Below are 25,620 nucleotides of genomic sequence, written 5' to 3' on the forward strand. Positions count from 1 at the left end.
CGCGGGTGGAAACCCGCGATTGGTAGAAATTTATAGCTATCAATCGCGGGTTTTCTAATCCTTATTGCTACTTACAGTTTTACAAACTCAACCCGCCGATTTTGGGCTTTGCCTTCAAACGTAGTATTGTCGGCAATGGGTTTGGTTTCGCCATAGCCTTTTGCGGTCAGTCGGCCTGAATCAACACCCATACTGACAAGTTGAGCTTTGACCGCTCCGGCTCGTTTCTGGGAGAGAGTAACATTGCTGGCATCCGAGCCATCAGCATCAGTATAACCACCCACTTCGAACTTAGAGCTGCTGTTCTCGCTCAGAAACTTGTAGATGGCATTGATTTCGCCCATACTTTCAGGCTTGATACTGGCTTTGCCGTAATCGAAGTTGATGCCGTGTGAGATGTACTTCCCTTCCCCGAATTTTTGGCCAATCAGGTTCGCACCACCGCCTTCGGCAAGCCGGACGTTCTTGAAAATAAGTGGTTCTTCCTGCGTAGCAATACCACCAAACATGACTCGGGTAGGTACCGCTGTATTTTGTGGTACGGTTAATACCCGGAACTGGTCGATATAGAGTTTTATGCTACGGCCTTTCAGGATAAAAGCAACATGGTGCCAGCGGTTATTAAAGTTTTCGAACTTTAGCTCCTCGGGCATAGTACCAGCCAATGTTCTGGACTCGTCATTAACCATATACGTGGCCGATGCGCCATCGCGGTCAGCCTGGCACTTTATTACTTCACTGCCTTCTGCGTTTTCAAACCAAAAAAGTAAGCCGTAAGCGCCGGGTGTTTGATAATAGTCGTACTCCAGGGTGAATTCTTTGGGTAGGTAGTTTTTATCTTTCATCAAGGGCGCAACCTTGCCGTAGTTACCGTCGGTAATTTTCATCGCTAAACCATCGCCCAATTTATTAAGAACCGCCTGCCCGCCTAATAAATCCCAGTGTTCGGCAAACTCCCCATCCTGGTCGGTGTGAAAATCGTCTTCAAAAATGATTTTGTTACCGGGTACAAAGTCGTAGTTAGCGTACGACCGCATACTCGCAGGTTTGGCTGGGTCTGGAACACTGCCCTTCTGACTGCCAGAAGCATTAGTTGTCTGGTCGTCTGGATTGGTGGTTGGAGCCTGAGTGCTTCCGCTTGTTTTTTTACCTCCATTCTTTACGCCCTCTTCAACTTTGTCCAGACCTTTATTTATTCCCTGATCAATTTTTTGGTTAGCCCGATTGGTTGCGGCATTGGCGGCCCGGTCAATAATATTGCCAAATTGAGCGAAAGCCGGACTGATGGCTAAGGTGGCGATTAGTAGCGTTACTAACGTTTTCATTGCTGTTGAAAGGATAACTGAGTTGATAACCACAAACCTACTGGAAGAACCAGGGTGGCGCTAAACGCCCCTGTAACATTGTTTTGCTGGTATGTAACAGGGGCGAAAATCGCTTTATTTCAGGCGTTTGGTGTGTCTAATTGATCAACCGGTTTGTAATCACTGGGCAATACCCCAAATTGCTCTTTGAAGCTTTTTGAGAAATAAGACAAACTTTCGAAACCAACCCTAAAGGCTACTTCGGAAACCGTAGCTGAGCGGGATGCCAACAAATTAGCCGCTCGCTGCAAACGAACATGCCGGACAAACTCCGTTGCCGATTGATTAGTCAACGATTTCAGTTTCCGATGAAGCTGCATTCGGCTGAGGTTTAACTCATCGGCGAGTTGTTCCGTCGAAAACGAGCTTTCAGGTAAATGATTCTCAATAATTCGAATTGTATTTTGCAGAAAGACTTCCTCTGCCGATGAGACCTGAACATGAGTTGGCTTCAGGTATAATTCCCGGCTGAATCGTTCGCGAAGTTTTCTTCGTTGGGCCAGCAGGTTTTCAACACGAACAGACAGTTCGAGTGGGTTGAAAGGTTTAGCTACATACTCATCGGCCCCACCATTAAACCCTTCAATCCGGTTTTCAGTAGCTGCTTTAGCTGTGAGCATAATAACTGGAATATGATCGGTTGTTGATTGTGCTTTTAGAGTTTGGCAGAACACCATTCCATTCATTACGGGCATCATCCAGTCGCAGATGATAATGTCTGGAATAGCTTCGGTAGCCTTCGTTAAGCCATCCTGCCCCTCTCTCGCTTCGATTATCCGGTAGCTGGGAGCCATCAGTTGACGGATATAGTACCGTACATCGTCATTATCGTCGATAATCAATAGTAATGGTAATTCTGTCTGATTATCATTGGATGTTTCTGCTATGTCGTCTGGCAGTTGATCCGGCACTATTGATTCCGCATTTTTGTGATTGCTAGTGCCAGACGTTTCCTGAAAAACAGCTGTAGTGCTACTTATTGTATTGATTGAAGCCCCCCATGCTTCGGCACCAACGGGAAGGATAACGGTAAACGTAGTCCCCTGTCCCTCCTGGCTGTCAACCGAAACTGAACCGTTTAGTACACTTACCAGCTCACGTACCAACGCCAGTCCAATTCCAGTTCCTTCTGCATTGGTTGATGAACTACCCACCATCGCATCGGCGGACCGCTGATAAAACCGTTCAAAAATTCGGGCCTGCTGATCTGCCGGAATTCCTATTCCTGTGTCCTGAACCTGAATCATGGCTTGTTTATCGGCCGACCCAGTTAATCGAACAAGCACTATCCCACCATTGGGCGTAAATTTCAGGGCATTCGCTACCAGGTTCGTAACTATTTTCTCGACCTTGTCGCGATCGAAATAAGCATACGAGAATAGGTCAGTTTCGGGTAAAAAGGATAGTTGAATAGATCGGCTATCGGCCAGGGATGAAAAAGAGCCCGTTAGTAATCGAAGCCATTCGGTGAGGTTGCCGGGTTTTATATCGGGCTGGAGTTGCCCCGCATCTAACTTGCTCAGGTCAAGCAACTGATTAACTAACGATAATAATCGCGATGCATTCCGATGCATAAGCTGATAGGTTTGCTGGGCGGGATTTTTTTGTAATAAATCCGTTAAAGGTCCCAGAATCAGCGTGAGTGGTGTACGAAATTCATGCGAGATATTTGTGAAGAAATGGGTTTTTAGCTGGGCTAACTCACTCTGTTCGCGCTCGCGGATGACTTCCTGTTCAATGGTAATTTTTTGGATTTCTGTTTGCTTGTTCTTATAGCTAAGCCCCAGCGAAAAGCAGAATAATTCAAGTAGAATACCAACGTTAAGGAAGAATATTGGACTAACTAATCTATTGTTATCGGCAAGTGAGGTAAAGGAGAGTGCCATCGACACCAGCCCGAAAATGAGTAACAGAGCGGACCCCGTTACAAAGTAATAAACTAGCTGACTCCGCTGGCTCCAGGCGGTTACTATACCGTATACCGATACCACAGCCACGCCAAGCCGCATGATAGAATGTACCCACTCATGAGTTGATGAATTTGTCCAGCTAGTGAAAAACAGGCAGGTAATTAGCTCTACAAACACATAAGCAAGTAGAACATACTCCATCCAGCGAAATAGCCAGAAGATGCGAGGGAGTAATCGGCGCAGATCTAAAAAGGCATCGGCGAAACGGTAATAAAAGACGTAGGCCAGCATCGGGAAGCCAATCCTGCCGAAGGGATGGATAACGGATTCGATCCGAGCATCCGTAAACGTCCACAGTACCCAGATAAAAAAGTAACTGATCCAGCAGAAAGTATAGGCAGCATAATAACGATAAGCGCGATCGCCGGTCATAATGGCCTGCGCCCCGATGTATAGCGTCATCATGCCTACACCGCCCATAAAAAGTAATAGGAACTCCTCGTAAGTCATACCGATTGGTGTACCATTAAACCTACGAAGAATCAGCTAGTTGCGATTAGGTTAATGGAATTTTAATCTGTTAGACAACAAGGAGTTAGATCGTTGCTATTGCCTCTAATTCAATAGATAACCCATAGTGCAACGGCCCAACCGGTACTACAGAGCGGGCTGGACGGTGATCACCAAAAAATTGAGTATACAGTTGATTGACCGTTCCCCAGGCGCTAATGTCCGATACGTAAACCGTTACTTTCAGAACGTTTGTTCGTTGACTACCCGATGCTTTTAAAATGGCATCGAGATTGGCTAGTATTTGCTCGGTTTGCTCGGCCACACTGGCATCGGCTAGTTTCTGCCCAGATGCTGTAATAGGTAAAATACCTGATAGATAAACTAACCCATTATGGACTACAGCCTGTGAATAATGACCGCCCGGCGCAGGCGCATCTGGTGTTTGAATAAAGGTCATAGGTTGTATTGGTAGTTTCACGCGACGGATCGCCTATATTATGCATCATACATCATACATTCCTTCACCGCCCGCTCTCCTGAGCGCACAGCCCCATCAATATAGCCATTCCAAATGTCTGATGTCTCGGTTCCTGCCCAGTGAATCTGACCAACAGGTTGACGTAAGGTAGTACCAAGGGTTGTCCAAACGCCCGGTCCCATTAGCCCTGCATAACAGCCACGCGACCATTCCTCATCCATAAAACTGTGATCGAGGTAACGGACAGGTTTGAGTGCTTCCTGACCAAAGAATGTGGCGAAAGAGTGAAGTGCCGATAGTTTACGATCTTCATCAGAAAGTCCCGAAAACTCTTTTGCCTGATTGCCAAGCACAAACCCCATCATCACGCCCTGGCTACCATCTTTAGGGGAATTATCGAAGGTAACGGTAATGTGACCATCGGGCGTAGCGGCAAGACCGTTCAGACCCTGTTCGCGCCAGAATGGTTTTTCGTAAATGGCATAGCATTTCCAGACGGAACCCATCGGCATCCGCTGAATGAGTTGTGCTCGTTGGGTGGGGAGGAGTGGCTGAAAGTTGATTCGATTTTGAAGCGTGGGTGGAACGGTTACTATAACCCGTTTGGCCTGATAGGTTTTTGTTCCGGCTATGACAGTAACCAGCTCGCCTTCCTGTACAATGGCTTTTACTGGTGCGTTAAAAACAATTCGATCCCAAAACGTAGCCGCCATACGATCGGCAGTGGTTTGCGCACCACCAACGAAACGCTCTTCCTGCGCCCCATTTTTTATGTTCATCAGGGTATCTAAATCCCGGCCCGATTTTGTGTAGAACAAGGCATGCAACATCGAAATTTCAGCTGGATCAGCTGCCCAGATGGCTTCTGCTGCAATCTTGAAAAACTGGCGTGCTACATCGAACCGCATCTGCTGATTCATCCAGGTTGCCAGGGTCATTGAATCGAACAGGGCCGCATTGGGAGTTTTCCAGGGCTCGGCGAGGTTAACTGTTTTCGATAGCTTGTTCATTTTCTTGATGGCGGCATCAAGGCTTAGCAGCGCGCCGATAGGCAGGGGAGGGATCAAGCCTTTATAGCGCTTTACCTGTCCGCGAAAAAACTGCGTACTTTTCCCCTCATCAAAGGTCCTGAATGTCTCAACGCTAAATTCCCGAGCCAGTGCATACAGGCGATCCTGCGTTGGCCCGACCCAGGTACCACCCAGATCAACGTAAGAACCATCGTCAAACCGTTTCGTCCAGACGCGCCCACCCACACGCTCACGGGCTTCCAGAAGTAGGACATTCTTTTCAGCTTTCCGGAGTTCGTGGGTTGCTGTCAGGCCCGCATAGCCCGCACCAATAACAATGACATCGTAGGGGGGAGTCGCTTCGGACATACAAGTACAGGTCGAACGGTTTAGGCCGAAACCTACGGAAAAATGATGACCCTTAAAAATGCCAAATGCCGCAACTTCAGATTGCGGCATTTGGCATTTTTAAGAACAAAACTATTGGTTACACAATCGCGTCGATCAGCGCCGTCACTATGGAGACTAAGAAGCTGAATAGCAAAGCGGCAATGAAACCCGAAACGTGAAAGTGCGGTACTAAATAAGCCGTGAGATAAACCATCAGTACGTTTAGCACCAGCAGAAAAATGCCGAGCGTAAGTATCGTAATTGGAATGGTCAAAACCGTTAAAATTGGCTTAATAAAAGCGTTCAGGAAGCCTAGCACAATGGCAACCATCAGATAGGTACCGGCTCCACCCGATACAGAAATACCCGGAATAAACTGACTGGCAATGTAAACGGCTACTGCGCTGATAAGGATACGAATAATCAGTCCCATGGAAAAGTGAGTGTTTGGTGAAAAACTATGCATAGACACCATTGTGATGCCCACCCGCGTTGAACAGACAAACCGCAAAGCCGAATCTATTGTTTGACGTGGCGTGCCTGCAACACGGCCACAATATCGTTTAAATCAATGTTTTTCTGCTCCAGCAGCACCAGAAAATGGAATAGTAGGTCAGCTGCTTCCCCTTTAAACAGGTCGTCGTTGTCGTCTTTAGCCTCAATCACGAGTTCGACAGCTTCCTCGCCAACCTTTTGGGCAATTTTATTAACCCCCCGATTAAACAGGGTAGTTGTGTATGATTTTTCGGATGGATTAACTTTCCGATCGTGGATAATGCCTTGTAAGTAATTCAGGAACTGGCCCCCGGCTGGATTGCCCCCGGCTGGATGGTTTACTTCATCAAAACAGGTATCGGCGCCCGTGTGGCAGGTTGGCCCGGCAGGATTGGCTTTAATCAATAGCGTATCGCCATCACAGTCTACTAAAATCTCCTGAACGTGCAGGAAATTGTTCGACGTTTCTCCCTTGGTCCAGAGCCGCTGTTTGCTACGGCTAAAAAAGGTTACGACATTTTCGGCAACAGTTTTATCGTAAGCCTCACGATTCATATAGCCCAGCATCAGGACTTTACCTGTTTCGGCATCCTGAATCACCGCCGGAATAAGCCCATCGGGCGATTTATCAAAATTAATCTCAGAATTCATGACACAAAGGTAAGCCGTTACGCCCGAATCGTCTGCACAAACGCCCGGATGCTCTCGGCCGATGTTCCTTTTTCGGATAAATGGCGAATGAATGCACTGCCAACGATAGCACCATTGGCATGCAGGCTGGCTTTGTCGAAGGTATCATGGTTATTGATGCCAAAGCCAATCAGGCGGGGATTGCGGAGCTTCATGGCTTCGATCCGCTCAAAATAGGCTTGCATCGTGTCGCTAACGCCTTTCACCGAGCCTGTAATGCTTGATGACGAAACCATGTAAATAAATCCATTAGATTCTTCGTCGATAAGCCGAATACGCGCTTCCGACGTCTGGGGCGTGATAAGATTGACATTTAGAATGCCGTACTCCTTAAAGATTGGAGCGTATTCTTCCAGGAACAAATCAAGCGGTAAATCGGGTAGAATAACACCGTCGACACCCACTTCCTGGCACTTCTGGCAAAAATTCTCTATTCCAAATTGTAAGACTGGGTTGATGTAGCCCATCAGCAAAATCGGCACCGTAACCGGTTCGCCATCCGTTCCTTGTCGGCAATCAGCCAATTGAGTAAACAGCGTTTTCAGCGACATGCCGTTATCCAGGGCCTTGTCATTGCTCTGCTGAATGGTTTCACCATCGGCAACGGGGTCTGAGTAAGGCATCCCGATTTCAACGATATCTACACCGGCTGCTTGTAAGCCGCGTAGAATAGACACCGTGTCATCAAGATTGGGAAAACCTGCGGTAAAATATACATTCAGCAACCGTTCGCTTTTGCGGTCGAACAGGTTCGTGATGCGGTTTTGAGTTAGTTCCTGAGTCATTTGGTGGTCATCTAGTAGTCATTCGTGGTCATGAGTTGTCATTTATTGTTACACTGAATGACAACTCATGACCACGAATGACAATCTAATGGCTAAAGGTATTTGGAATACGTACTTAAATCTTTATCGCCACGGCCCGATAGGCACACCACGACGACATCACTTGGCTTAAGGTTCATTTTCTCCAGTGCTGCCAGGGCGTGGGCCGATTCCAGCGCTGGAATAATACCTTCGAGCTTACTCAATTGAAAACCTGCCTGAAGTGCTTCATCATCCGTAATGGCGTAGAAATCACCCCGGCCCGATTCGAACAAATGAGCGTGCAAAGGGCCAATGCCCGGATAATCCAGACCCGCCGAAATGGAATAGGGCTCAATAACCTGGCCATCTTCAGTTTGCATCAGAATGGTCCGGCTTCCGTGTAAAACTCCTGGTTTCCCAAGCGCAGTCGTAGCGGCCGAATGTCCCGAGGAAACGCCTTGCCCGGCGGCTTCCGCAGCTACTAAACGAACTGATGGTTCATTGAGGTAATGATAGAAAGCACCTGCGGCATTGCTACCACCACCAACGCAGGCTACAACATAGTCGGGGTTTGCATTACCGGTTTTCGCAAAAAGCTGCTTCTTAACTTCCTGCGAAATGACCGACTGAAACCGGGCTACCATATCCGGGTAGGGGTGCGGTCCAACCACCGAGCCAATAATGTAGTGCGTATCGACTGGGTTATTAATCCAGTGCCGCATAGCTTCATTGGTGGCATCTTTAAGCGTCTGGCTGCCCGACGTGGCCGGAACGACCGTTGCGCCAAGCATTCGCATCCGGTCTACGTTGGGCTTTTGGCGTTCCATATCAATGCTGCCCATGTACACAATACATTCCAGTCCCATGAGAGCACAGACCGTAGCGGTGGCCACGCCATGCTGCCCGGCGCCTGTTTCGGCCACAATCCGTTTTTTGCCAAGTCGCTGTGCGACTAAAATCTGGCCAATTGTATTATTTACTTTATGCGCTCCGGTATGGCAAAGGTCTTCCCGCTTGAGGTAAATTGTTCCACCAACTTTCTCCGACAGTCGTTTTGCTAGAAACAGAGGAGTAGGCCTGCCGACGTAGTCTTCGAGCAACTGCCAGAATTCAGCCTGAAACGCAGGATCGGCTATAATGTTGAGGTAGTTCTGTCGTAATTCTTCGACATTTGGGTAGAGCATTTCGGGAATGAACGCTCCACCGAAGTGGCCATAAAAGCCTTTATCTGATACCTCAAATGAGGTTTGGGGTTCTAGGGTTGTTTGCATGCTAATTAGTGCTTAACCAAGCGTAATCCTAAAGCTGGGAGATGATCGAAATCGTTGTCTGTAGTATGTAATTCCACATCTAAATACAGCGCTGTAGCCGCTATCCAGATGTCATTTTTGCCCATGTTGCGGGCTGAAGAGTTAAGAGGTGCCGTTTGGAGCTTTCCTTGACTGAAGGCATCAATTTGTGCATATACAGGAATAACATCAGATTCAATATCAGCAATGGGATATCTATCAATTAGATACCGCATAAAATCAATCTTCTGAGCACCCCAGTCTGCTTTTAAGGAAAATGCTTCTAATTCACCTACAACTACGATCGGGATAACCGTTTGAATAATTGGCAGACTACGTTTGCGAATATGACCAATTAGGAGATTCGTATCATAAATCATACGGCACCTCTATCTCCTTCTGTCAATAATTCGTCCATCCGCCGGTTTTCATCTTCTGTAAATTCAGGAAATTTCAGTAGGAAAGGTTCATGAACGGCCGTTTCTTCTAAGAAACGTTCAACGCCCCAACGCTTAATGTCACTTGGTTTATAGGTATTTAGTTGCCCCTTCTTCATTGGGGGAATCTCATCCTCAATATGCTTCGTCGTTTCCATTAGCGTTGTTGTTTAGGCGTTTAACAAGATTAGCGTTGGAAAAATTTACTCCAGCATTACACTGCCTCTTCCTCTTCAACTGGCCGCACGCGGTCGATCAACTCTTTCACTTTGGCCACATCTTTTACGCCCGGTGCTAGTTCGACCTGACTATTCACATCGACGCCGTAAAGTTTCATCCCTTTTAGGGTTGCCAACAGATCGAGGTTGTTCAGGCCGATGCCACCACTGATGAAAAACGGCTTTTCATTATCATATCGGCTCAGAATGCTCCAATCGAAGGTGTGTCCGTTGCCGCCGAACTGATCGCCTTTTGCATCGAATAAAAAGAAGTCGCACTGAGCTTTGTAATTGTTGAGCATCGAAAAATTGAACGACTCATCGACTCGAAAGGCTTTGATAATATTAATACCACGATTGCGCAGACTCCGGCAGTATTCGGGCGTTTCGTTACCGTGTAACTGGATATACTGAAAGTCGTATTTCTTTACCGACCGCAGAATATAATCCGGACTGGCGTTTACAAATACGCCTACTTTTCGTATTGACCGGGGTATGGCTTTTACAACTGCTTCGTCTAAGTCTTCACCCACAAAACGAGGGGATTGATCGTAGAAAATAAACCCAATAAAATCGGGATTCAAAGCAGCAATTTCCTTCAGGTTGTCGGCGTCGCGTAGACCGCACACTTTGATTTTCATGAGTTGTATGAGTTGATAAAGGTGGGCATGCGTGACGTAAAATCGGTGACTAGCGTTTGTAAGGCCGCGGCCGGATCGGCCGTTTTCATGAACGCTTCGCCAATCAGGAAGCCATCGAAACCCGCCCGGAACAGGGTCAGCATCGTTTCGGCATCGTGTAGGCCACTTTCGGTAATCTTGGCAAATGTATCCGGAATCCGTTCAACTAACCGAAGGGAGGTATCCACTGACGTTGTAAACGTTTTAAGATTCCGGTTGTTAACGCCCACCAAATCAATATCATGGTTCAGGCATCGATCCAACTCTTCCTCATCATGAACTTCTAGCAGCACCTGCATACTCAAATCGTGGGCCTGAAGGCTAAGCTCCGCGACTTCTTCAGCGGTTAAACAGGCGGCAATGAGCAGGACCAGATCAGCACCCCAGGCCTTGGCTTCGAGTAGTTGATAGCGGTCGATCACGAAGTCTTTACGCAAAATTGGGGTTCCGGGGTTAGCCAGCCGAGCGGCCATTAAATCGGCAGGGGTTCCGCCAAAGAAAGGCTCGTCGGTAAGTACCGAGAGAACGGCCGCTCCTGCCCGAACATAGCCCTGTGTGGTTTCGGTTACATCTGCTTTACCGTTGATGATACCTTTAGAGGGCGATTTACGTTTGAACTCAGCAATGATACCTGTGGAGCGTAAGTCCTGAATCGCGTCGCGCGCTGAGAGGCATTGACGTTTGAAGTCAGGTAGTTGTTCCAGATCGGAGATCGAAGTAGCTTCTTTTCGCTGGGCTACCTCAATTCGTTTTTGTGCAATTATTTCGTCTAGAATCGTCATTTTTTATACGTCATTTTTGTCATTTAGTGATCATTTATTGTCACCTATCGTCTCAGAACAATGGATGACCACTAAATGACAAGTAATGACTATGAATGACTCTCTCTCTAATTTATCAACTTCTTAAAACATACCAGTGCCCGCTTACTTTCCAAGGACTCTCGGGCCAAGGCTACAGCTTCTTCGCGGGTAGCCGCCTTATCGGCCGCCAGTAGCGCCATCGCTGAGTTGGCCAGAACGGCCTGCTTTTGGGCTGAGGTCGCTTCGTCGTTGAGTACGTTCATGAAAATCTGAGCTGATTCATCCAACGTTTGCCCCCCTGCCAGCGATTTAGCCGTTTGGATATCAAGGCCTAACTGCGCTGGCTCCAACACCTGTTCGGTCTGATTACTAATGACTTTGAATGGTCCCGTTAGTGAAATCTCATCATAGCCATCCAGCGCATGCAGAATCATAAACCGCTTGTCTGTTTGCTGATAAAGGTACGCATATAATCGCGCCAATTCAAGGTTAAAGACGCCAACAAGCTGTTTTCTCGGCTTGGCTGGATTAATCATCGGACCGAGTACATTAAAAAATGTCTTTACACCTAAATCCTTTCGGATTGGGGCTACATTCTTCATTGCCGGGTGAAACAGCGGGGCATGCAGGAAGCAAATCCCGGCTGTCTCCATCTTGCGCTGCAACTCGCCTACATCGTTGGTAAACTGATACCCTAGCCGTTCCATCACGGTTGATGACCCAACCAGCGACGAAACGCCGTGGTTACCATGCTTGGCTACACACTGTCCCGCCCCCGCAACGACGAATGATGATAACGTTGATATATTAAACGTGTCTTTGCCGTCACCTCCAGTACCACACAAATCCATAGGGTCATAAGCGGCAAGGTCGACGGGCAGGCAGAGTTCCAGCATGGCGTCGCGGAAACCTTCGAGTTCTTCCAGACGCAGACTGCGCATCATATAAACCGTTAGAAATGACGCAATCTGTGCCGGATTATATTCACCCCGCCCAATACCCAACAGAACTTCCCGTGCCTGGTCTTTGGTGAGGTGCTTGTATTCAAAAAGGTGGTTTAAAATAGCTTTCATTAGGGTTTATTTTATTGTAGAGACGCAATACCTTGCGTTTCCTTATCCGGATGGTTCTTTATCCGAATGGTTTTAGCTAGGCGTAGCATTTGATGCGCGCCTTTTTGAAAATGATAATCAATAGGAGCTACTTCTACCTGAATCCCTTTTTCTTGACAGGCTGCTAAAACCCTGTTTAGATAAGGTGATGGTTGGCCATTCAAAGCGATTATCGGGAAAATACGAACCTCGCTGGCTACACGGAGTAGCTCGTGTATCGACTCAAGATGAAACGCTGCCGACAGTTGTTCCGAATACAGAAATAGAAAATGCGAACACAGCGCCAAATCAAATGACTGATCTGGAAATGGCAATTTGGGTAATGCGGTGGCCTGATAGCGGCCCTGTTGTCGGCCAGCCTCGTAATCATCCAGAAATTGATTCATTGCCTTCATGCGTTCGTTGCCTACTTCATCGGGATCACGAAATGTTGTCCAGTTATACTGATCTGCGTTTTTGTGCAGTTGGCCGATGACAATGTCGTACGTCTCCCGAATACGTTCGGTTAATTCATGAGCCGAAAAAGTGTAAATCGGATCGATAGATACTACCGAATTGCCAACTGCTTTCATTTCGACGTTGAAACTGGCAGGGCCATCACCGACGCCCAATATTTGTTTGGTCAGGTCGTCATCTGTTAAGCGAAACATCTGTCGATACTCGGCCAACGTTCGACCCCAGGGAACAACTTTATTCAGTTTCATGCCTTCAACCAGTTCTCAATCATCTTGACACCGTTTTCTGTCAGGACCGATTCTGGGTGGAATTGCAGCCCTTTCACATCGAAGCGCGTATGCGACAGGCCCATGACGCGCCCCTGCTCATCGACGGCTGTAATCCGTAAATCAGCGGGCATCGAATCGGGCACGACTGTCCAGGAGTGATAGCGCCCAACTGTTAGCTCGTCGGGAATATCAGCGAATAGTCGTTCGGAGTGGTCTGTTACGGTGGCTTTATGGGCCACGCCATGCAGGACATCGCCAAGGTTTTCGAGCGTGGCACCGTATACTTCGCCAATGCCCTGATGGCCAAGGCAAATGCCCAGAATGCTTTTGGTTGGGCCATACTCTCGAACCAAATCCTGCATAATACCCGCTTCGGACGGAATGCCCGGGCCGGGTGAGAGCATAATTTTATCGTACTGCCCAACGGCTTCCAGAGCAATCTTGTTATTCCGGATCACATCGGGTTTCAGCCCTAACTCTCGTAGAATATAGACGAGATTGTAGGTGAATGAATCGTAGTTATCTAAGACTAAAAGTTTCATAAAAAAGGGAGGAGTGGGAGGAAGGAGGAAAGGGAGAAGGAATTAAAAGTATCTGTATGTAACAATCCTTCATCCCTCTCGTCCCGTTTCTCCTTTTAAATTGTTTTTGCTTGTTCTAGAGCTGTCCGTAAGGCGGCCAGTTTGTTGTGTACTTCCTGTAATTCGCTTTCAACGACCGACTTAGCCACAATGCCAGCTCCGGCCTGATAATAAAGCGTGTTGTCTTTACTCATGAAAGTGCGGATCATGATGGCGTGGTTGAACTCGCCATCGAAACCCATATAGCCAATGCTACCCGAGTAAAAACTACGGCTTAGGTTTTCGTAGCGATCAATCAACTGCATTGCATTGTGCTTGGGCGCGCCCGAGAGCGTGCCAGCGGGGAACGTTTCGGCTACGATTTGTAAAGGATCGGCATGTTCGGTTAAGTCACCTACCACTTTAGAAACAAGGTGAATCACGTGCGAATAGTACTGCACTTCTTTGAACGTCTCAACTTTTACCACATCGCAGTTGCGGCTTAGGTCGTTGCGGGCCAGATCGACCAGCATCACGTGTTCTGCCGATTCTTTGGGGTCGTCGTAAAGTTTTTGGGCGAGTTCGGCATCGTGTAGATCGTCGCCGGTGCGCCGGAAGGTTCCGGCAATCGGATAGATTGTGGCCTGACGGTTCTTGACGACAATCTGTGATTCGGGCGAAGAGCCGAAAATTTTGTAATTGCCGTAATCGAAGTAAAATAAATAAGGGGAGGGGTTCAGCGACCGTAACGCCCGGTATACATTGAATTCGTCGCCCGTGAAGGGTGTCGAAAACCGGCGGGATAATACAATCTGGAATACATCACCCCGCTGGCAGTGATCTTTCCCTTTTTGAATAACTGCTCGAAACTCATCGTCGGTGAAGTTCGACTGTTCGGGTCCGGCTGTGCTGAATGAGTAAGTAGGGTAATTGCGACTGGTAATCAGATCACTGATGTAGTCAAGTGTGCTTTCAGGCTCGGTGTCGCCGTCGCGGAGATAGTTGTGTTCAAACAAATACAGCTCATCTTTGAAATGGTTGATGGCGAGTACGTAGCGATATACCGTGAAGACCGCTGCCGGAATCTGATTTTCGGTTGGTACAGGCGCATGAAGGGTAATATCCTCGAAGCTCTGCACCGCCGGATAGCCAAAATAGCCAAACAAGCCGTTGGTAATGAAAGGAAACGGTGCCTTCTCGTGTTTGAAACTATCCTTGAATTCTTGCAGGGCAGCCCGCATTTTGTGGACAGGCAACGTTTGAGTTTGTTCGGTTTCGCCCGGTAACTGAACCGTAAGCTGATTCCCTTCGTACGAAAACCGTGAAACAGGATCGAAGGCGATGTACGAGAAACTATTATCGTTGCCGTGATAATCAGAGCTTTCGAGCAGAATACTGTTCAGAAAGCGATCGCGGATACGCAGGTAAATGCTTACGGGCGTGATAATATCGGCCAGCATTCGTTTGTGGCGGCTAACAACGCGGTAGAATGTGGTTGGCGAAAGGGTAGTAGTCATTTGATAGTCATTAAGTGGTCATTTATCGTCATTGGTTGTCATTGCGCTTGTAATTAGTGACCACGAATGATCAACTAATGACTAGAAATGACAAAAAATAAGGCTCACCGGGATGACGGTGAGCCTTAGGAAATTTGTTGAAAAACAACAATAGCGGCAACCTTCATCCCTGTTGAGAAGAATGCCACCACCAAATCATGTTGTTAATCGTATTATTCATGAGTGTTAAACTCGTTGTATCAGATTGAACGCTATTTCTGCGTCACACCCCGTATTAGGCCACAAATATAAAGCGTTTGTTTTTTACCAATCAAGGCTTTATCAATTTTTTTAACGCAAGGACGCAAAGAGTAGGTGCAACGAACGCCAAGGAATAGTATTCATTACCTCCCTGATGTGTGCATCAAATCACATCTCAATCACACGTACCCGAATGCTTTTATTTTCCGTCAGGTCAAAGGAAGACTGATCGAAATCGGGTGGGCCCATCATCATGGCAACATTCGAGAAGCCGAACGGCTCAGCGGGCATCTGCCCCGAAAAATCCATCTTCTGGTTCCCATTCAGGTCCTGAAAAAGCCGAACCGCATATTTGCCGGGCGTCAGGCCTTCAAAAACGGCCGTAATTTCGCCTGAAGCTGGCACATCAATTGTTTTCTGCTGGATAGATTGGCCCGTAAAACTTTCCTTACTATTGCCCAAGCCCACATACAGTTTACCGGATCGGGTATTCACATTGTGTATGACAACCGTAAGCGAATAGGTTGCCCCAACGGATGTTGCCCCAACGGACGTTGAGGTAGCAGTCGTTGACTGTTGGCCTAAACAAGGCTTGGCAAGGTTAACAATCAGTAAGGCAAAGATGATGACCGTGGTGATGATCGTTTTCATGAGTTGTGCTGGTTTATGTTCGTTTGGTTCGACAGTACAAACATAGAGACCATCAATCGACACCTCCAACTGAAAGGGATGAACAGCACGGTTATGGGACAAATTGCAATCCTGGAGGCTTTTCGTAAGGTTATAGGGACGTTTGGGATGCCTGATTAGCCCAAATTTAATGTCAGATTGCCGTTTTTGTTATACCGGATTTCTTCTTCGGCCAGCATCTGTTTTACAATTTGGGCAAGTGAATCAGCATCCGTTTGGGCGAAATGATGAGCTAGTTGTTTAGGCGATACGCCTGGCCCATTGGCGAGTGCGACATACTCCCGCACCTGATCCCGAACAACGGTTGTGACCGTTTCCGCCGATTTCTTCTTTTTGATACAGTTGTCGCAAATGCCACAGGCATCCCCCGGTTTTTCACCGAAATACGCTTGGAGTAGCCGGGTTCGGCACTGGGTGACATGTTCGGTATACAGGATAGCTGCCTGTACTTTTCGCATGGCCAACTCCTTTCTCCGGTTTAGCTCCTGCATGTTTACGGGCAGTGAGGGGGCGTCGAAGCGGGGAGTCAGAAACGTGAGTTGCGGCTTGTCTTTCTGCTTTTCGTAAATGACCACATTACGCTGATGCAACTGGGTTAATAGTTGCTCAATTTCGCTTTGGTTAATCAAAAAGGTTCGCGCCAGATTGGATTCGGAGATAGTGATAAAATCCGTAAACAACTCACCACCATATACCCGTAATAGTAATTTTAGAAACGAGTCGAAACGCGGGTTCAGTACCTGAAATTCATACAATTGCCTGTTATCCAGTGTAATAGTTAGCCGTGAGGGATGGAAATAGTTTTCGTTTAACTGGATAAATCCCTCTAGTTGAAGCTGTTTAAGCGCGTAATGAGTTTCCTGTGGAGGCAGGCTAAATGTAGCTGCAAACGCGCCTAGATCGAAGTCGTAACTGCTAAACTCACCCCCGCCAACGGGTACAGCCGTATAATTGGCCAGCGCCTGATACACCCGGCGTAGCATCTCAATGGGTTGATAAAGCTGCTCGGTTCGGAAACGCAGACTTTCCAGATCGCCGGGTGTGTAAAGCATCACCGCATAGGCCTTCAAACCATCGCGGCCTGCCCTGCCCGCTTCCTGATAATACGCTTCGAGTGAATCGGGAACGTCTAGATGGACCACTACACGTACATCGGGTTTGTCGATGCCCATACCAAATGCATTGGTGGATACCATGACGCGGGTCTGATCCTGAATCCAGGCATCCTGTTTTTCGGACCGTTGCTGAGTGGTTAATCCGGCGTGGTAAAAATCTGCCGAAATTCCCTGCTTTAGGAGCCACTGCGCCACTTTTTGCGTTTGCCTACGGCTACGAACATAAACAACGGCGCAACCCGGTACATTCTGCAAAATCTTTAAGAGTCGTGCTTCTTTGTTTTCTTCCAGCACAGCAGAATACGACAGGTTGGGGCGGGCAAAGGTTTGCCGGAAAACGGCAGGCTCTTTTAGCTTTAATTTGTCCAGAATATCGGCCTGAACATCGGGTGTTGCCGAAGCCGTAAGCGCAATAATCGGTGTATCGGGAATGAGCTCCCTGAATTCAGCAATTTGCAGATAAGGCGGTCGGAAATCGTATCCCCAGGACGAAATGCAGTGGGCTTCATCAATCGCCAGCAGGCAAACCGTCATCTGTTTGACACGCTCAATAACGATTTCAGTCCGTAGTCGCTCCGGTGAAACGTACAGGAATTTGGTGTTGCCGTAAATACAGTTATCGAGCGTGGTATCAATCTCACGGGAGTTCATTCCCGAATAAATGGCCGCTGCTGGAATACCTCGTTTACGAAGTTGCTCGACCTGGTCTTTCATCAGCGCAATGAGGGGCGTTACCACAATGCACACTCCTTTCATGGCCAGGGTGGGGACCTGAAAGCAAACGGACTTGCCTCCGCCCGTAGGCATCAGTACGAGGGTATCCTGCCGCGCTAGTACCGCATTGACAACATCTTCCTGCATAGGCCGGAAGTTGGTGTATCCCCAAAACTGCTGTAATAGTTGCCGGACGGTCAATGTAATTATGGTTTACGATTTACGGTATTCGGTTTAGGGTTTTTCGAGAGTTCACGCGTTCGTGCATGCGTCAGCCCCCCGAATACCGTGAACCGAATACGGTAAACCACTTACTTTGGGCGAATTTACGGTTTGAAAACACAAATCGGTGAGATGGAGTTTTACGTTTATTGGTAAATACACAATCAGCAGCCAGAACGACTATGATTCAGAAAGTTATTAAATCCGACGAAGAGTGGCAGAAAATCCTGACGCCGGAACAATATCGGGTAGCTCGGGGGAAAGGTACCGAACGGGCTTTTTCTGGCGAGTATTGCGAGGCTCATGATCCTGGAATCTATGCCTGTGTCTGTTGCGGTACGGAGTTATTCGAGTCGACAACTAAGTTTGAGTCGGGTACCGGCTGGCCGAGTTTTACAGAACCCATTGAGGAAGAGCGGATTCGACGGGGAAAAGATTTTAGTTACGGAATGTTTCGGGTTGAAGTGTTGTGCAATGTGTGCGATGCACACCTCGGCCATGTATTCAACGATGGCCCTCCGCCTACTGGGATGCGGTATTGCCTGAACTCTGTATCGCTCGTGCTGAAACGAACAGCAGATGCTGAATAGGGGTAATTAGGTATATTTTGATTCTATGGATTCTTTTAAATTCTGCTGACTGTCAGTGCGTTAGGGTTGACAGGATTCGTGGAATCAAAATTTCCTGACCGTGTGTAGCTTATTAATGCTCGTTTTGACCTGAAATTTGTATCAGATGAATCCTTATTAGTTTTATATGAATCGTGGGAAGTGGCTGGTGTTGCTGTTTGCAGTTGGGTTGCTGGCAAATCCGGCGCTTGCTCAGAAAACAGATTTACCTACGTCGAATATACAGAGGAGCTATCCACTCAGCCTGTCCGTGACGGGCTCTAAAATCAAGTACTATAAAGACGATCGGGATGCATTTTCAAAGGTGCCTCCTCCGGCCGTTTTTCTGAATAAGAAAAGCCCTTCGGGGCGTCTGGCGGCTCCAACGGCTCAGTTTATCGTTACCTATTCGAACTTTACCCCTCAGGCACAGAAGGCTTTTCAATATGCTGTAGACATTTGGTCTACGTTGATTGTGTCCTCAGTGCCCATCCGAATTCAAGCCAATTGGGTTTCAGATGTGCCGAATTTGTTGGGGTCGGCCGGCCCCACTTCCTATCGCTATAACTTTGATGGTGCACAAAAAGCAACCGCTTTTTATCCAATTGCGCTGGCCGAAAAAATTGCCCGACGAGAATTGAACAGTCCTGCCGAAGCCGATATTGTAGCCGATTTCAACCGAAATAATGAATGGTACTTTGGAACGGATGGCCTAACGCCAACAGGGCAAACCGATATGGTTACGGCAGTATTACATGAGTTGGCGCATGGGTTGGGTTTTATTGGCTTTTTTAATACTAAAGGGGAAGAAGGTAGTCCGAAGTTTGGCGAATATCTGGCTGATCTGCCTTCGATCTACGATTGCTTTATTGAAACAGGGGGAGGTGGTGGCCCCAAAAGACGCCTGGTCACCTCGCAAGACGATTTTCCAAATAACTCGCTGGCATTAAACCAGCAACTAACAGGAAATGACCTGTTTCTGAATGGAAAGGTTTTACAGCAAACGACAGGAGTAAAACTTAGGCTTCATGCTAAAGCTCTGTTTTCTCGTGCCTCCAGTATTTATCACTTAGATGAAGATACCTATCCGCCGGGCAATATTAACTCGTTAATGACGCCAAAGCTGGGATTGGCCGAGTCGATTCATTCGCCGGGGGAGCCTATTATGCGGTTTTTCTCCGATCTGGAATGGAAAACAACATCCGTTCTGCATGATCCGATCCAGAATACAGAAGATACCAGAGATCTGCTGCTTAGCACCCGCATCATAAGCGATACTACCTTGATTGCAGGTTCAATGCGCCTGGTGTATCGAAAAACGATGCCAACTACAAAAGATACAGTCGGTACAACGGTAAATCTAAGCCGGGTTGGTACTACGGATGTGTATCAGTATACCTTGCCTGCTGCCCAGGCGCAGGGCGATGTCTGGTATTATTTTCAGGCACAGGATGCATCAGGGCGAACATTTACAAATCCGGGTAAGCAACTGGGAGGAGCACAGGTTTGGAATCATGTTCAGATGGGTCCAGATAATGTTCCGCCAACCATTCGATATGCGCCTGCTAAAATAAGTATTTTCTCCACGGCTCTTGCCGACAGTTTACCAATCTACGCCCGCATTTCCGACGACCGCGCTGGTATTTCCAGTGCCTATGTCGAGTATCAGATTAATGGCGTAGCTCAACCAACACGCCCACTAAGCTATAATCGACTAACTGTTGGCAATTATACGTACGACAGTATTTACGTTAACCAGCTTAATTTTCCCGCTAATTCGCTCAAAACGGGAGACAAGATCACGTACCGTATTGTTGCCCAGGATGGGTCCCGCGCAAAAAATCAGGCTGTTAATCCATCATCTGGTTTCTATCAACTTACAGTTGTGGCTACACAAACTGTGCGTGACCAGTACGTCAATCTATTTAATGATGTTACAACGGCACGTGATTTTGCCGGGAATGGATTTAGTATCACAACTCCGTCTAGTTTCGGTGATGGCGCTATCCATTCGGAACACCCGTATCGGAATGGGAGTGATTTCCAATCACAGAGCAGTAACGAGTATGTATTGTTGGCACCGATTCGAATAAAAGCGAACCCGGATAGTGCGTTTATTCGGTTCGATGAAATCGTGCTGGTTGAGCCGGGTACGGTGGGGAGCCATCCGGGCGATGCTAATTTTTACGATTACGTAGTGGTTGAAGGTTCCAGCAACAATGGCCAAAGCTGGAAACCATTACTAGATGCCTATAGCGCAAATACGCGCCCCGAGTGGTTAACAGCGTATACTAGTGATTTGGTAACCGGAATATACGGCGAGCGAAACTCAAAAGCTAGCGGTTTTCCGAGCATGTACCGACGACGTGAAATACCGCTTCTCGGCCAGGGAAGTGCCTTCCGGGCGGGGGATCAGATTCTGATCCGCTTTCGCCTGGTGGCTGATCAATTCTCGTACGGATGGGGTTGGGCTATTGATAACCTACTCGTACAGGCACCGCCCCCAGTCTTAGCCGAAGAGCCTATTCGTGAAGGCTCATTTAAACTTTACCCCAACCCCATTAGCAATGGTGTTGTGCGGGTAGAAGCGGAATTTATAAAGCCGATTACTGAAGTAGGTGTGACGGTTAGGAGCTTGACTGGGCAAGCGTTGCGAAACGTAACGCTGAAAGCAGTAGGTGGGAAGTTGCTGAGCCAGGAATTCGATTTAAGTGAGTTGCCAACGGGTTTGTATCTGATGCAGGTAAAAGCAGGGGAATCAATACTGACGAAGAAGGTTATTATTGCGAAGTAATTCACATAAGCTTGTGTATGAAAGCATTGTTTCCGCTTGTCTTCGTCTGTTTTGTTCTTGGTTGCTCCCCTGCCCGACGCATCACCCGAGATCTGCATACGAATCCAATCTATACCGACCACTTTACGGGTGTCGCACTTTATGATCCTGCGCGGCAAAAGTCTCTGATTCAGTACAATGCGGATAAGCCTTTTACACCCGCATCGAATACCAAATTGTTTAGTTTCTATACGGGACTGCTGTCATTGCATGACTCACTCCCCGTATTGCGCTATGTTACGAATGGCGATTCACTGATTTTCTGGGGAACCGGAAATCCATTATTGCTTCACCCTGATCTGCCGGATACAACCGCGCTATCTTTTCTGCGAAAACGCCCGGAACGACTGTTTTTTTCACCAGTTAATTATACCGGTCCCCGCTTCGGGCCGGGTTGGGCCTGGGATGATTACAACGATGATTATTCTCCAGAGTTAGCACCATTTCCCCTATATGGTAACGTGGTTCGATTTCAAAATGGGCTGCAGTCCATCGTTACGGCGAGTCCCCACCGATTTGTGGATAGCATTCATGTTTCTGCCGATGGCAAGGCAATTAACGGTGTTAAACGGTCTGAGTTTAGTAATCAATTTACGTATTCAGCCAGTAGCAAATCAGCACGACAAGATGTGCCATTTCGATGGTCGGCAGAGTTGGCAGCCCAGTTACTAGCCGACACGTTGCACCGAACTATTGGTATTGTAAACCATCCCCTAACACCGAATGCCCGATTGATACGGGGCTCATCGACAGACTCACTTTACAAACGAATGCTATATGTAAGTGATAATCAATTTGCCGAACAGGTGTTGTTTATGGCTTCGGCAGAGCGAGGAGGTTCAACCCTCATACCAACTACAGAGATACGCCGAATGGTGGATAGTGTATTGCACCTACCCGTGGGGGCAGCCCGGTGGGTAGATGGTTCCGGACTATCGCGTTACAATGTGTTTACGCCGAACGTGCTAATTGATTTACTCCGCCTGATTTATGCTAAAGTCCCTCAGCAACGCCTGTTTGCGTTGTTGCCCGCAGCCGGACAATCGGGAACATTACGGAGCCTGGCTATGGATGGGAAACCCTACATTTTTGCTAAATCAGGCTCTATGACCGGGGTATATAACTTAAGTGGCTATGTATTAACCAAATCTGGGAAGGTGCTATATTTCAGTATTATGCATAATAATTTCACACAGACTGTCAGTGAAATGCGTCGACGAACGGGCGAGTTGTTGAAGGAGATCCATGAACGATTTTAAGTGTAATAACTTACTAAACTCAATACCTTACTCCGCTCATTAAAAATGAACTGTACCGATAGATAAATTTAAACAAAAACATGTTGATGGCTTGATAGGTGTTTAAGTAATGAATGCTTTTTTTGAGAAAAAATCATTTCACTCAACACATTTATGCGTACCTCTATCACACCTTTTGTAGTTGCATTAGGCTTTTTGGTGAGCTTGTTCGCCTGTTCCGACCACCGTTTGGGTGGATCTTTATCTCCTGTTCGTCTTCGCCTGAAAACCGTTGCAGGCACTGGCCTTAATACGACCTACACCTACGATAGCCAGAATCGACTATCGACTATCTCTAAAGCCGATGGTAGCTTGGGCGTTTTCTCCTATGGTGATCTCCTGGAAAAATATTCATACACTTTTCCCGGAGGACAGCATACCTATTTTAGTGAGTTTCCTAATGGTGCTGACCGAAGTACTGGATTGATTACTCCATACCCTAATGTCTTTGACGGTACTAGTTTTGCGGTACAACGATTTTTTATCTTTAGATCAGACGTTGGTCCTCCTGTGGCTGATGCTACATTTAGTTATGGATTTGATGCCAGTAAACACCTGACCGGCTATTATAAATCAGATGCCCAGGATAATGCAACCAATCGAAACGGGATAAATACTAGCTATACGGGAGAAAACATTACGACCGCAAATTCTGTCTCTGGACGTACTGTTTTATTATTCGGTAAATTAGAATATGATGATAAACTAAATCCCTTCTTTGGATTGATGGACCCTAACATTGACCCTGTCCAGCAATTCAGCCGAAATAATAGAGTAAAATTCACCGATAATCTAACCAATACAGTAACCACTTACGTTTATGAGTACAACCAGCAGGGTTTACCAATCAAGCGTACGGCAACAAGAAATGGGAATACTCTGGAAGTTCTTACTTATACCTACGAATCATATTAGGTAGATAATCTGTCAGCTTTCTGGAAATGAATTTTAGTGCGGCCATTGTGATAATGGCCGCACGTTTTGTTGGGATTTATTCACTGATCTTTCGGGCGTTAAACGAACGGTAAATGCCGATTTGGTATTGGCGGGGAGTGTTACCTCAAACCCAACCAGCAATGTGCCCGGATTGGGGGCGTCGTAGTCGTGGGGTGGATTGGTTGGCCAGGTTTTTAGTTCTATACGGGCGGGTTCGTCAACTTGTAGTATGAGCTTTTTGCCGTCTTTCGTCAATTCGGCTTTGTTTCCAGTTAGGATAACTGTTGCGGGGGTCAGCATCGTCCAGCGTATCGTTGTTTCTGTCGCTGTCGTTTCGATCTCATCCCGTACCACAACCTGCTCTTTGTTCAGAATGGCTACGCCCCGGTTAATTTTTTTCACTGATTCCTGATAGACATCCGTTAAGTCCGTTGTGGCATTCATGAACAGGGGTGTGTTCGAGTAACTCGTAATGGCGGCTTTCCCAATAACTCGTTGCAAGCTATTGTTCACCGTGAGGGTGTTATGGACAAAATTATTGTATCGGAAAATCTGCCAGCGTTGCGAGTCCTGCTTGCTGTTCCATAAATCTACCCCTTTTGATTCCAGCGATTCGTACTCCTGCATCCCAAAATCCATCGCCCAACGAACGCCATCGGCTTCCATCACAAAAGAGCCAATATCCATGTGTGCGTGATTGACTGACGGACTTCCGGCTTTCAATCCCACAAAAATTGCTGCCGGATTGGACCAGGAGGTACGCATGAGCGCCACCGGATTGCGCCCTTCACCAACCCAGATGGTGCTTTTGGGTTCACCAATAGCATTCATACCCACGCCATTACTCCAGAGCATAATGGCCGGAAGCAGCCGATTTCGAATATGCTTCTTCGGGTCATCAGCCTGTAAGCGACTACGTTCTATCCATAATAACGATGGGTCTTTTGATTTTTGAGAAAACCAGAACATGGCTGGCTGTAACTCGCCACTTAATCCCGAATCAGAATAGTTAAACGCGTTGCCTGATGGACCAGTCATGTTTTCCAGGTAACCGGCTGTTTTTAAAAAGCCGGGGCGGTCCGTCAGCCCGAAATCCGTGCCGAACGCTTTGTCAATGGCACTGATGAGCATCACGTTAAAACTGGTACCATAGCCCCAGTAACTATATCCCTCCGGATAAGCTCCGTTAGGGCTATAATCGCCCATTGGTAATACCACCGACTCAATGGCTCGGTTAATAGTGCTTTTGGCCAATGTTGGTTGGTCTTCATAAATAGCCAATGCCCCATAGACCATACCCGCGTTGCAAACTTGGTTCCAATTGTGCGTTGCTTTAAGCCAACTGTTGTATTTAGTATCTAGTGAGGGCTCAATTCCCTTTTTTAAAATGGCTTCCTTTATAATGGCCCGCGACTGCTCTGATAAATCAGTATACAGCCAGTCGTAGCCAATCGACACAGCCATCGTCATTTCGGCTACGTCCAGAAAATGGGTGGGGTTCCAGTCCTCAAACGCTGCTAAGGCTAACAGCTCTTTTTCGGCCCGTTTCAGGTATTTGTCCTGGTGAGTGAGTCGCCAGGCGTAGGATAAATAAAACACCCGGCGTAGGCCTTCCCGTGATTTATCAAGCAGACGTCGCCCGATTTTAATACGTTCCAGGGGAGCCGCATCAATCAGCGCATCGCACGCTGTCAGAATAGCCTGATGCAGGTTTCCCCAGGTTTTATCGGCACCAATGGTACGTTTGATGGCTTCTTCTTCTCCTTTCAGCAACAACAACCGGGGATGATCAGGCAGCTTAGTAAATGTGGCCAACTGATCCACTTGCGCGATAGCAAGAGAATGGACCAGAAAAAAGAGACCTGTAAATCGAAGGAGTAAGGAATTCATAACAACCTATGCGTTTGAGTAAGGAACGAACCTAAACGCATAAGCCAAAGAAATGGCCACTTTACCCACTGACGAAT

At 47.3% G+C, this 25,620-nt stretch carries 23 protein-coding genes; 4 read left to right on the plus strand and 19 right to left on the minus strand.

Going from position 1 to position 25,620, the window contains the following annotated elements:
• Positions 1-71: 71 nt before the first annotated feature.
• From EXU85_RS34940 to EXU85_RS35025, 18 genes are all read right to left on the minus strand, one after another.
• Positions 72-1,325 carry an OmpA family protein gene (locus tag EXU85_RS34940; protein WP_142776508.1) on the minus strand — a complete coding sequence of 418 codons (1,254 nt, stop codon included), beginning with the start codon at positions 1,323-1,325 and terminating at the stop codon, positions 72-74.
• Between the two features lie 119 nt (positions 1,326-1,444).
• A complete protein-coding gene (locus EXU85_RS34945; RefSeq protein ID WP_142776509.1) occupies positions 1,445-3,784 on the minus strand; it encodes an ATP-binding protein in 2,340 nt (779 codons plus the stop codon).
• An 85-nt stretch (positions 3,785-3,869) separates the two neighbouring features.
• A complete protein-coding gene (locus EXU85_RS34950; protein ID WP_142776510.1) occupies positions 3,870-4,244 on the minus strand; it encodes a RidA family protein in 375 nt (124 codons plus the stop codon).
• A 38-nt stretch (positions 4,245-4,282) separates the two neighbouring features.
• The gene (locus EXU85_RS34955; RefSeq protein ID WP_142776511.1) at positions 4,283-5,644 is read right to left on the minus strand and encodes a flavin monoamine oxidase family protein; all 1,362 of its coding nucleotides are present in this window, start codon (positions 5,642-5,644) and stop codon (positions 4,283-4,285) included.
• 118 nt (positions 5,645-5,762) lie between these two features.
• Positions 5,763-6,098, minus strand: a complete 336-nt coding sequence (locus EXU85_RS34960; protein WP_142776512.1) for a phage holin family protein — start codon at positions 6,096-6,098, stop codon at positions 5,763-5,765.
• An 86-nt stretch (positions 6,099-6,184) separates the two neighbouring features.
• The gene (gene hisIE, locus EXU85_RS34965; RefSeq protein WP_142776513.1) at positions 6,185-6,811 is read right to left on the minus strand and encodes a bifunctional phosphoribosyl-AMP cyclohydrolase/phosphoribosyl-ATP diphosphatase HisIE; all 627 of its coding nucleotides are present in this window, start codon (positions 6,809-6,811) and stop codon (positions 6,185-6,187) included.
• Between the two features lie 17 nt (positions 6,812-6,828).
• Positions 6,829-7,635 carry a tryptophan synthase subunit alpha gene (gene trpA / locus EXU85_RS34970; protein WP_142776514.1) on the minus strand — a complete coding sequence of 269 codons (807 nt, stop codon included), beginning with the start codon at positions 7,633-7,635 and terminating at the stop codon, positions 6,829-6,831.
• Positions 7,636-7,727: 92 nt separating this feature from the next.
• The gene (gene trpB / locus EXU85_RS34975; protein ID WP_142776515.1) at positions 7,728-8,927 is read right to left on the minus strand and encodes a tryptophan synthase subunit beta; all 1,200 of its coding nucleotides are present in this window, start codon (positions 8,925-8,927) and stop codon (positions 7,728-7,730) included.
• Positions 8,928-8,932: 5 nt separating this feature from the next.
• Positions 8,933-9,325, minus strand: a complete 393-nt coding sequence (locus EXU85_RS34980; protein ID WP_142776516.1) for a PIN domain-containing protein — start codon at positions 9,323-9,325, stop codon at positions 8,933-8,935.
• The gene (locus EXU85_RS34985) at positions 9,322-9,540 is read right to left on the minus strand and encodes a hypothetical protein (RefSeq protein ID WP_142776517.1); all 219 of its coding nucleotides are present in this window, start codon (positions 9,538-9,540) and stop codon (positions 9,322-9,324) included. The genes EXU85_RS34980 and EXU85_RS34985 overlap by 4 nt, the downstream gene beginning before the upstream one ends.
• Before the next feature lie 56 nt (positions 9,541-9,596).
• Positions 9,597-10,241: a phosphoribosylanthranilate isomerase gene (locus tag EXU85_RS34990; protein WP_142776518.1), complete on the minus strand. Its 645-nt coding sequence runs from the start codon at positions 10,239-10,241 to the stop codon at positions 9,597-9,599.
• On the minus strand, positions 10,238-11,062 hold the full coding sequence (gene trpC / locus EXU85_RS34995) for an indole-3-glycerol phosphate synthase TrpC (RefSeq protein WP_142776519.1): 825 nt from the start codon (positions 11,060-11,062) through the stop codon (positions 10,238-10,240). Before trpC ends, EXU85_RS34990 begins: the two co-directional genes overlap by 4 nt.
• A gap of 107 nt (positions 11,063-11,169) precedes the next feature.
• Positions 11,170-12,156, minus strand: a complete 987-nt coding sequence (trpD, locus tag EXU85_RS35000; RefSeq protein WP_142776520.1) for an anthranilate phosphoribosyltransferase — start codon at positions 12,154-12,156, stop codon at positions 11,170-11,172.
• Between the two features lie 11 nt (positions 12,157-12,167).
• On the minus strand, positions 12,168-12,899 hold the full coding sequence (locus EXU85_RS35005; RefSeq protein ID WP_142776521.1) for an SAM-dependent methyltransferase: 732 nt from the start codon (positions 12,897-12,899) through the stop codon (positions 12,168-12,170).
• The gene (locus EXU85_RS35010; RefSeq protein ID WP_142776522.1) at positions 12,896-13,462 is read right to left on the minus strand and encodes an aminodeoxychorismate/anthranilate synthase component II; all 567 of its coding nucleotides are present in this window, start codon (positions 13,460-13,462) and stop codon (positions 12,896-12,898) included. The genes EXU85_RS35005 and EXU85_RS35010 overlap by 4 nt, the downstream gene beginning before the upstream one ends.
• Before the next feature lie 95 nt (positions 13,463-13,557).
• On the minus strand, positions 13,558-14,997 hold the full coding sequence (locus tag EXU85_RS35015; RefSeq protein WP_142776523.1) for an anthranilate synthase component I family protein: 1,440 nt from the start codon (positions 14,995-14,997) through the stop codon (positions 13,558-13,560).
• Positions 14,998-15,405: 408 nt separating this feature from the next.
• On the minus strand, positions 15,406-15,888 hold the full coding sequence (locus tag EXU85_RS35020) for a DUF2141 domain-containing protein (protein ID WP_142776524.1): 483 nt from the start codon (positions 15,886-15,888) through the stop codon (positions 15,406-15,408).
• Between the two features lie 155 nt (positions 15,889-16,043).
• Positions 16,044-17,903 (minus strand): ATP-dependent DNA helicase RecQ, encoded by a 1,860-nt coding sequence (locus EXU85_RS35025; protein WP_246859665.1) that lies wholly within the window; start codon positions 17,901-17,903, stop codon positions 16,044-16,046.
• A gap of 257 nt (positions 17,904-18,160) precedes the next feature.
• On the opposite strand from EXU85_RS35025, the gene msrB reads away from it, so the two are divergent.
• The 4 genes from msrB (at position 18,161) to EXU85_RS35045 (ending at position 23,632) form a co-directional block, all read left to right on the plus strand.
• Positions 18,161-18,568 (plus strand): peptide-methionine (R)-S-oxide reductase MsrB, encoded by a 408-nt coding sequence (msrB, locus tag EXU85_RS35030; protein WP_142776526.1) that lies wholly within the window; start codon positions 18,161-18,163, stop codon positions 18,566-18,568.
• Positions 18,569-18,734: 166 nt separating this feature from the next.
• Positions 18,735-21,380 (plus strand): T9SS type A sorting domain-containing protein, encoded by a 2,646-nt coding sequence (locus tag EXU85_RS35035; protein ID WP_142776527.1) that lies wholly within the window; start codon positions 18,735-18,737, stop codon positions 21,378-21,380.
• A 17-nt stretch (positions 21,381-21,397) separates the two neighbouring features.
• On the plus strand, positions 21,398-22,678 hold the full coding sequence (locus tag EXU85_RS35040) for a D-alanyl-D-alanine carboxypeptidase/D-alanyl-D-alanine-endopeptidase (protein WP_142776528.1): 1,281 nt from the start codon (positions 21,398-21,400) through the stop codon (positions 22,676-22,678).
• A gap of 153 nt (positions 22,679-22,831) precedes the next feature.
• On the plus strand, positions 22,832-23,632 hold the full coding sequence (locus EXU85_RS35045) for a hypothetical protein (protein ID WP_142776529.1): 801 nt from the start codon (positions 22,832-22,834) through the stop codon (positions 23,630-23,632).
• A 33-nt stretch (positions 23,633-23,665) separates the two neighbouring features.
• Here EXU85_RS35045 and EXU85_RS35050 read toward each other — a convergent pair whose 3' ends face one another.
• Complete coding sequence (locus EXU85_RS35050) at positions 23,666-25,543, minus strand: heparinase II/III family protein (RefSeq protein WP_142776530.1); 1,878 nt, start codon at positions 25,541-25,543, stop codon at positions 23,666-23,668.
• Positions 25,544-25,620: the final 77 nt, after the last annotated feature.

The sequence above is a fragment of the Spirosoma sp. KCTC 42546 genome, from assembly GCF_006965485.1.
Classification (GTDB): Bacteria; Bacteroidota; Bacteroidia; order Cytophagales; family Spirosomataceae; genus Spirosoma.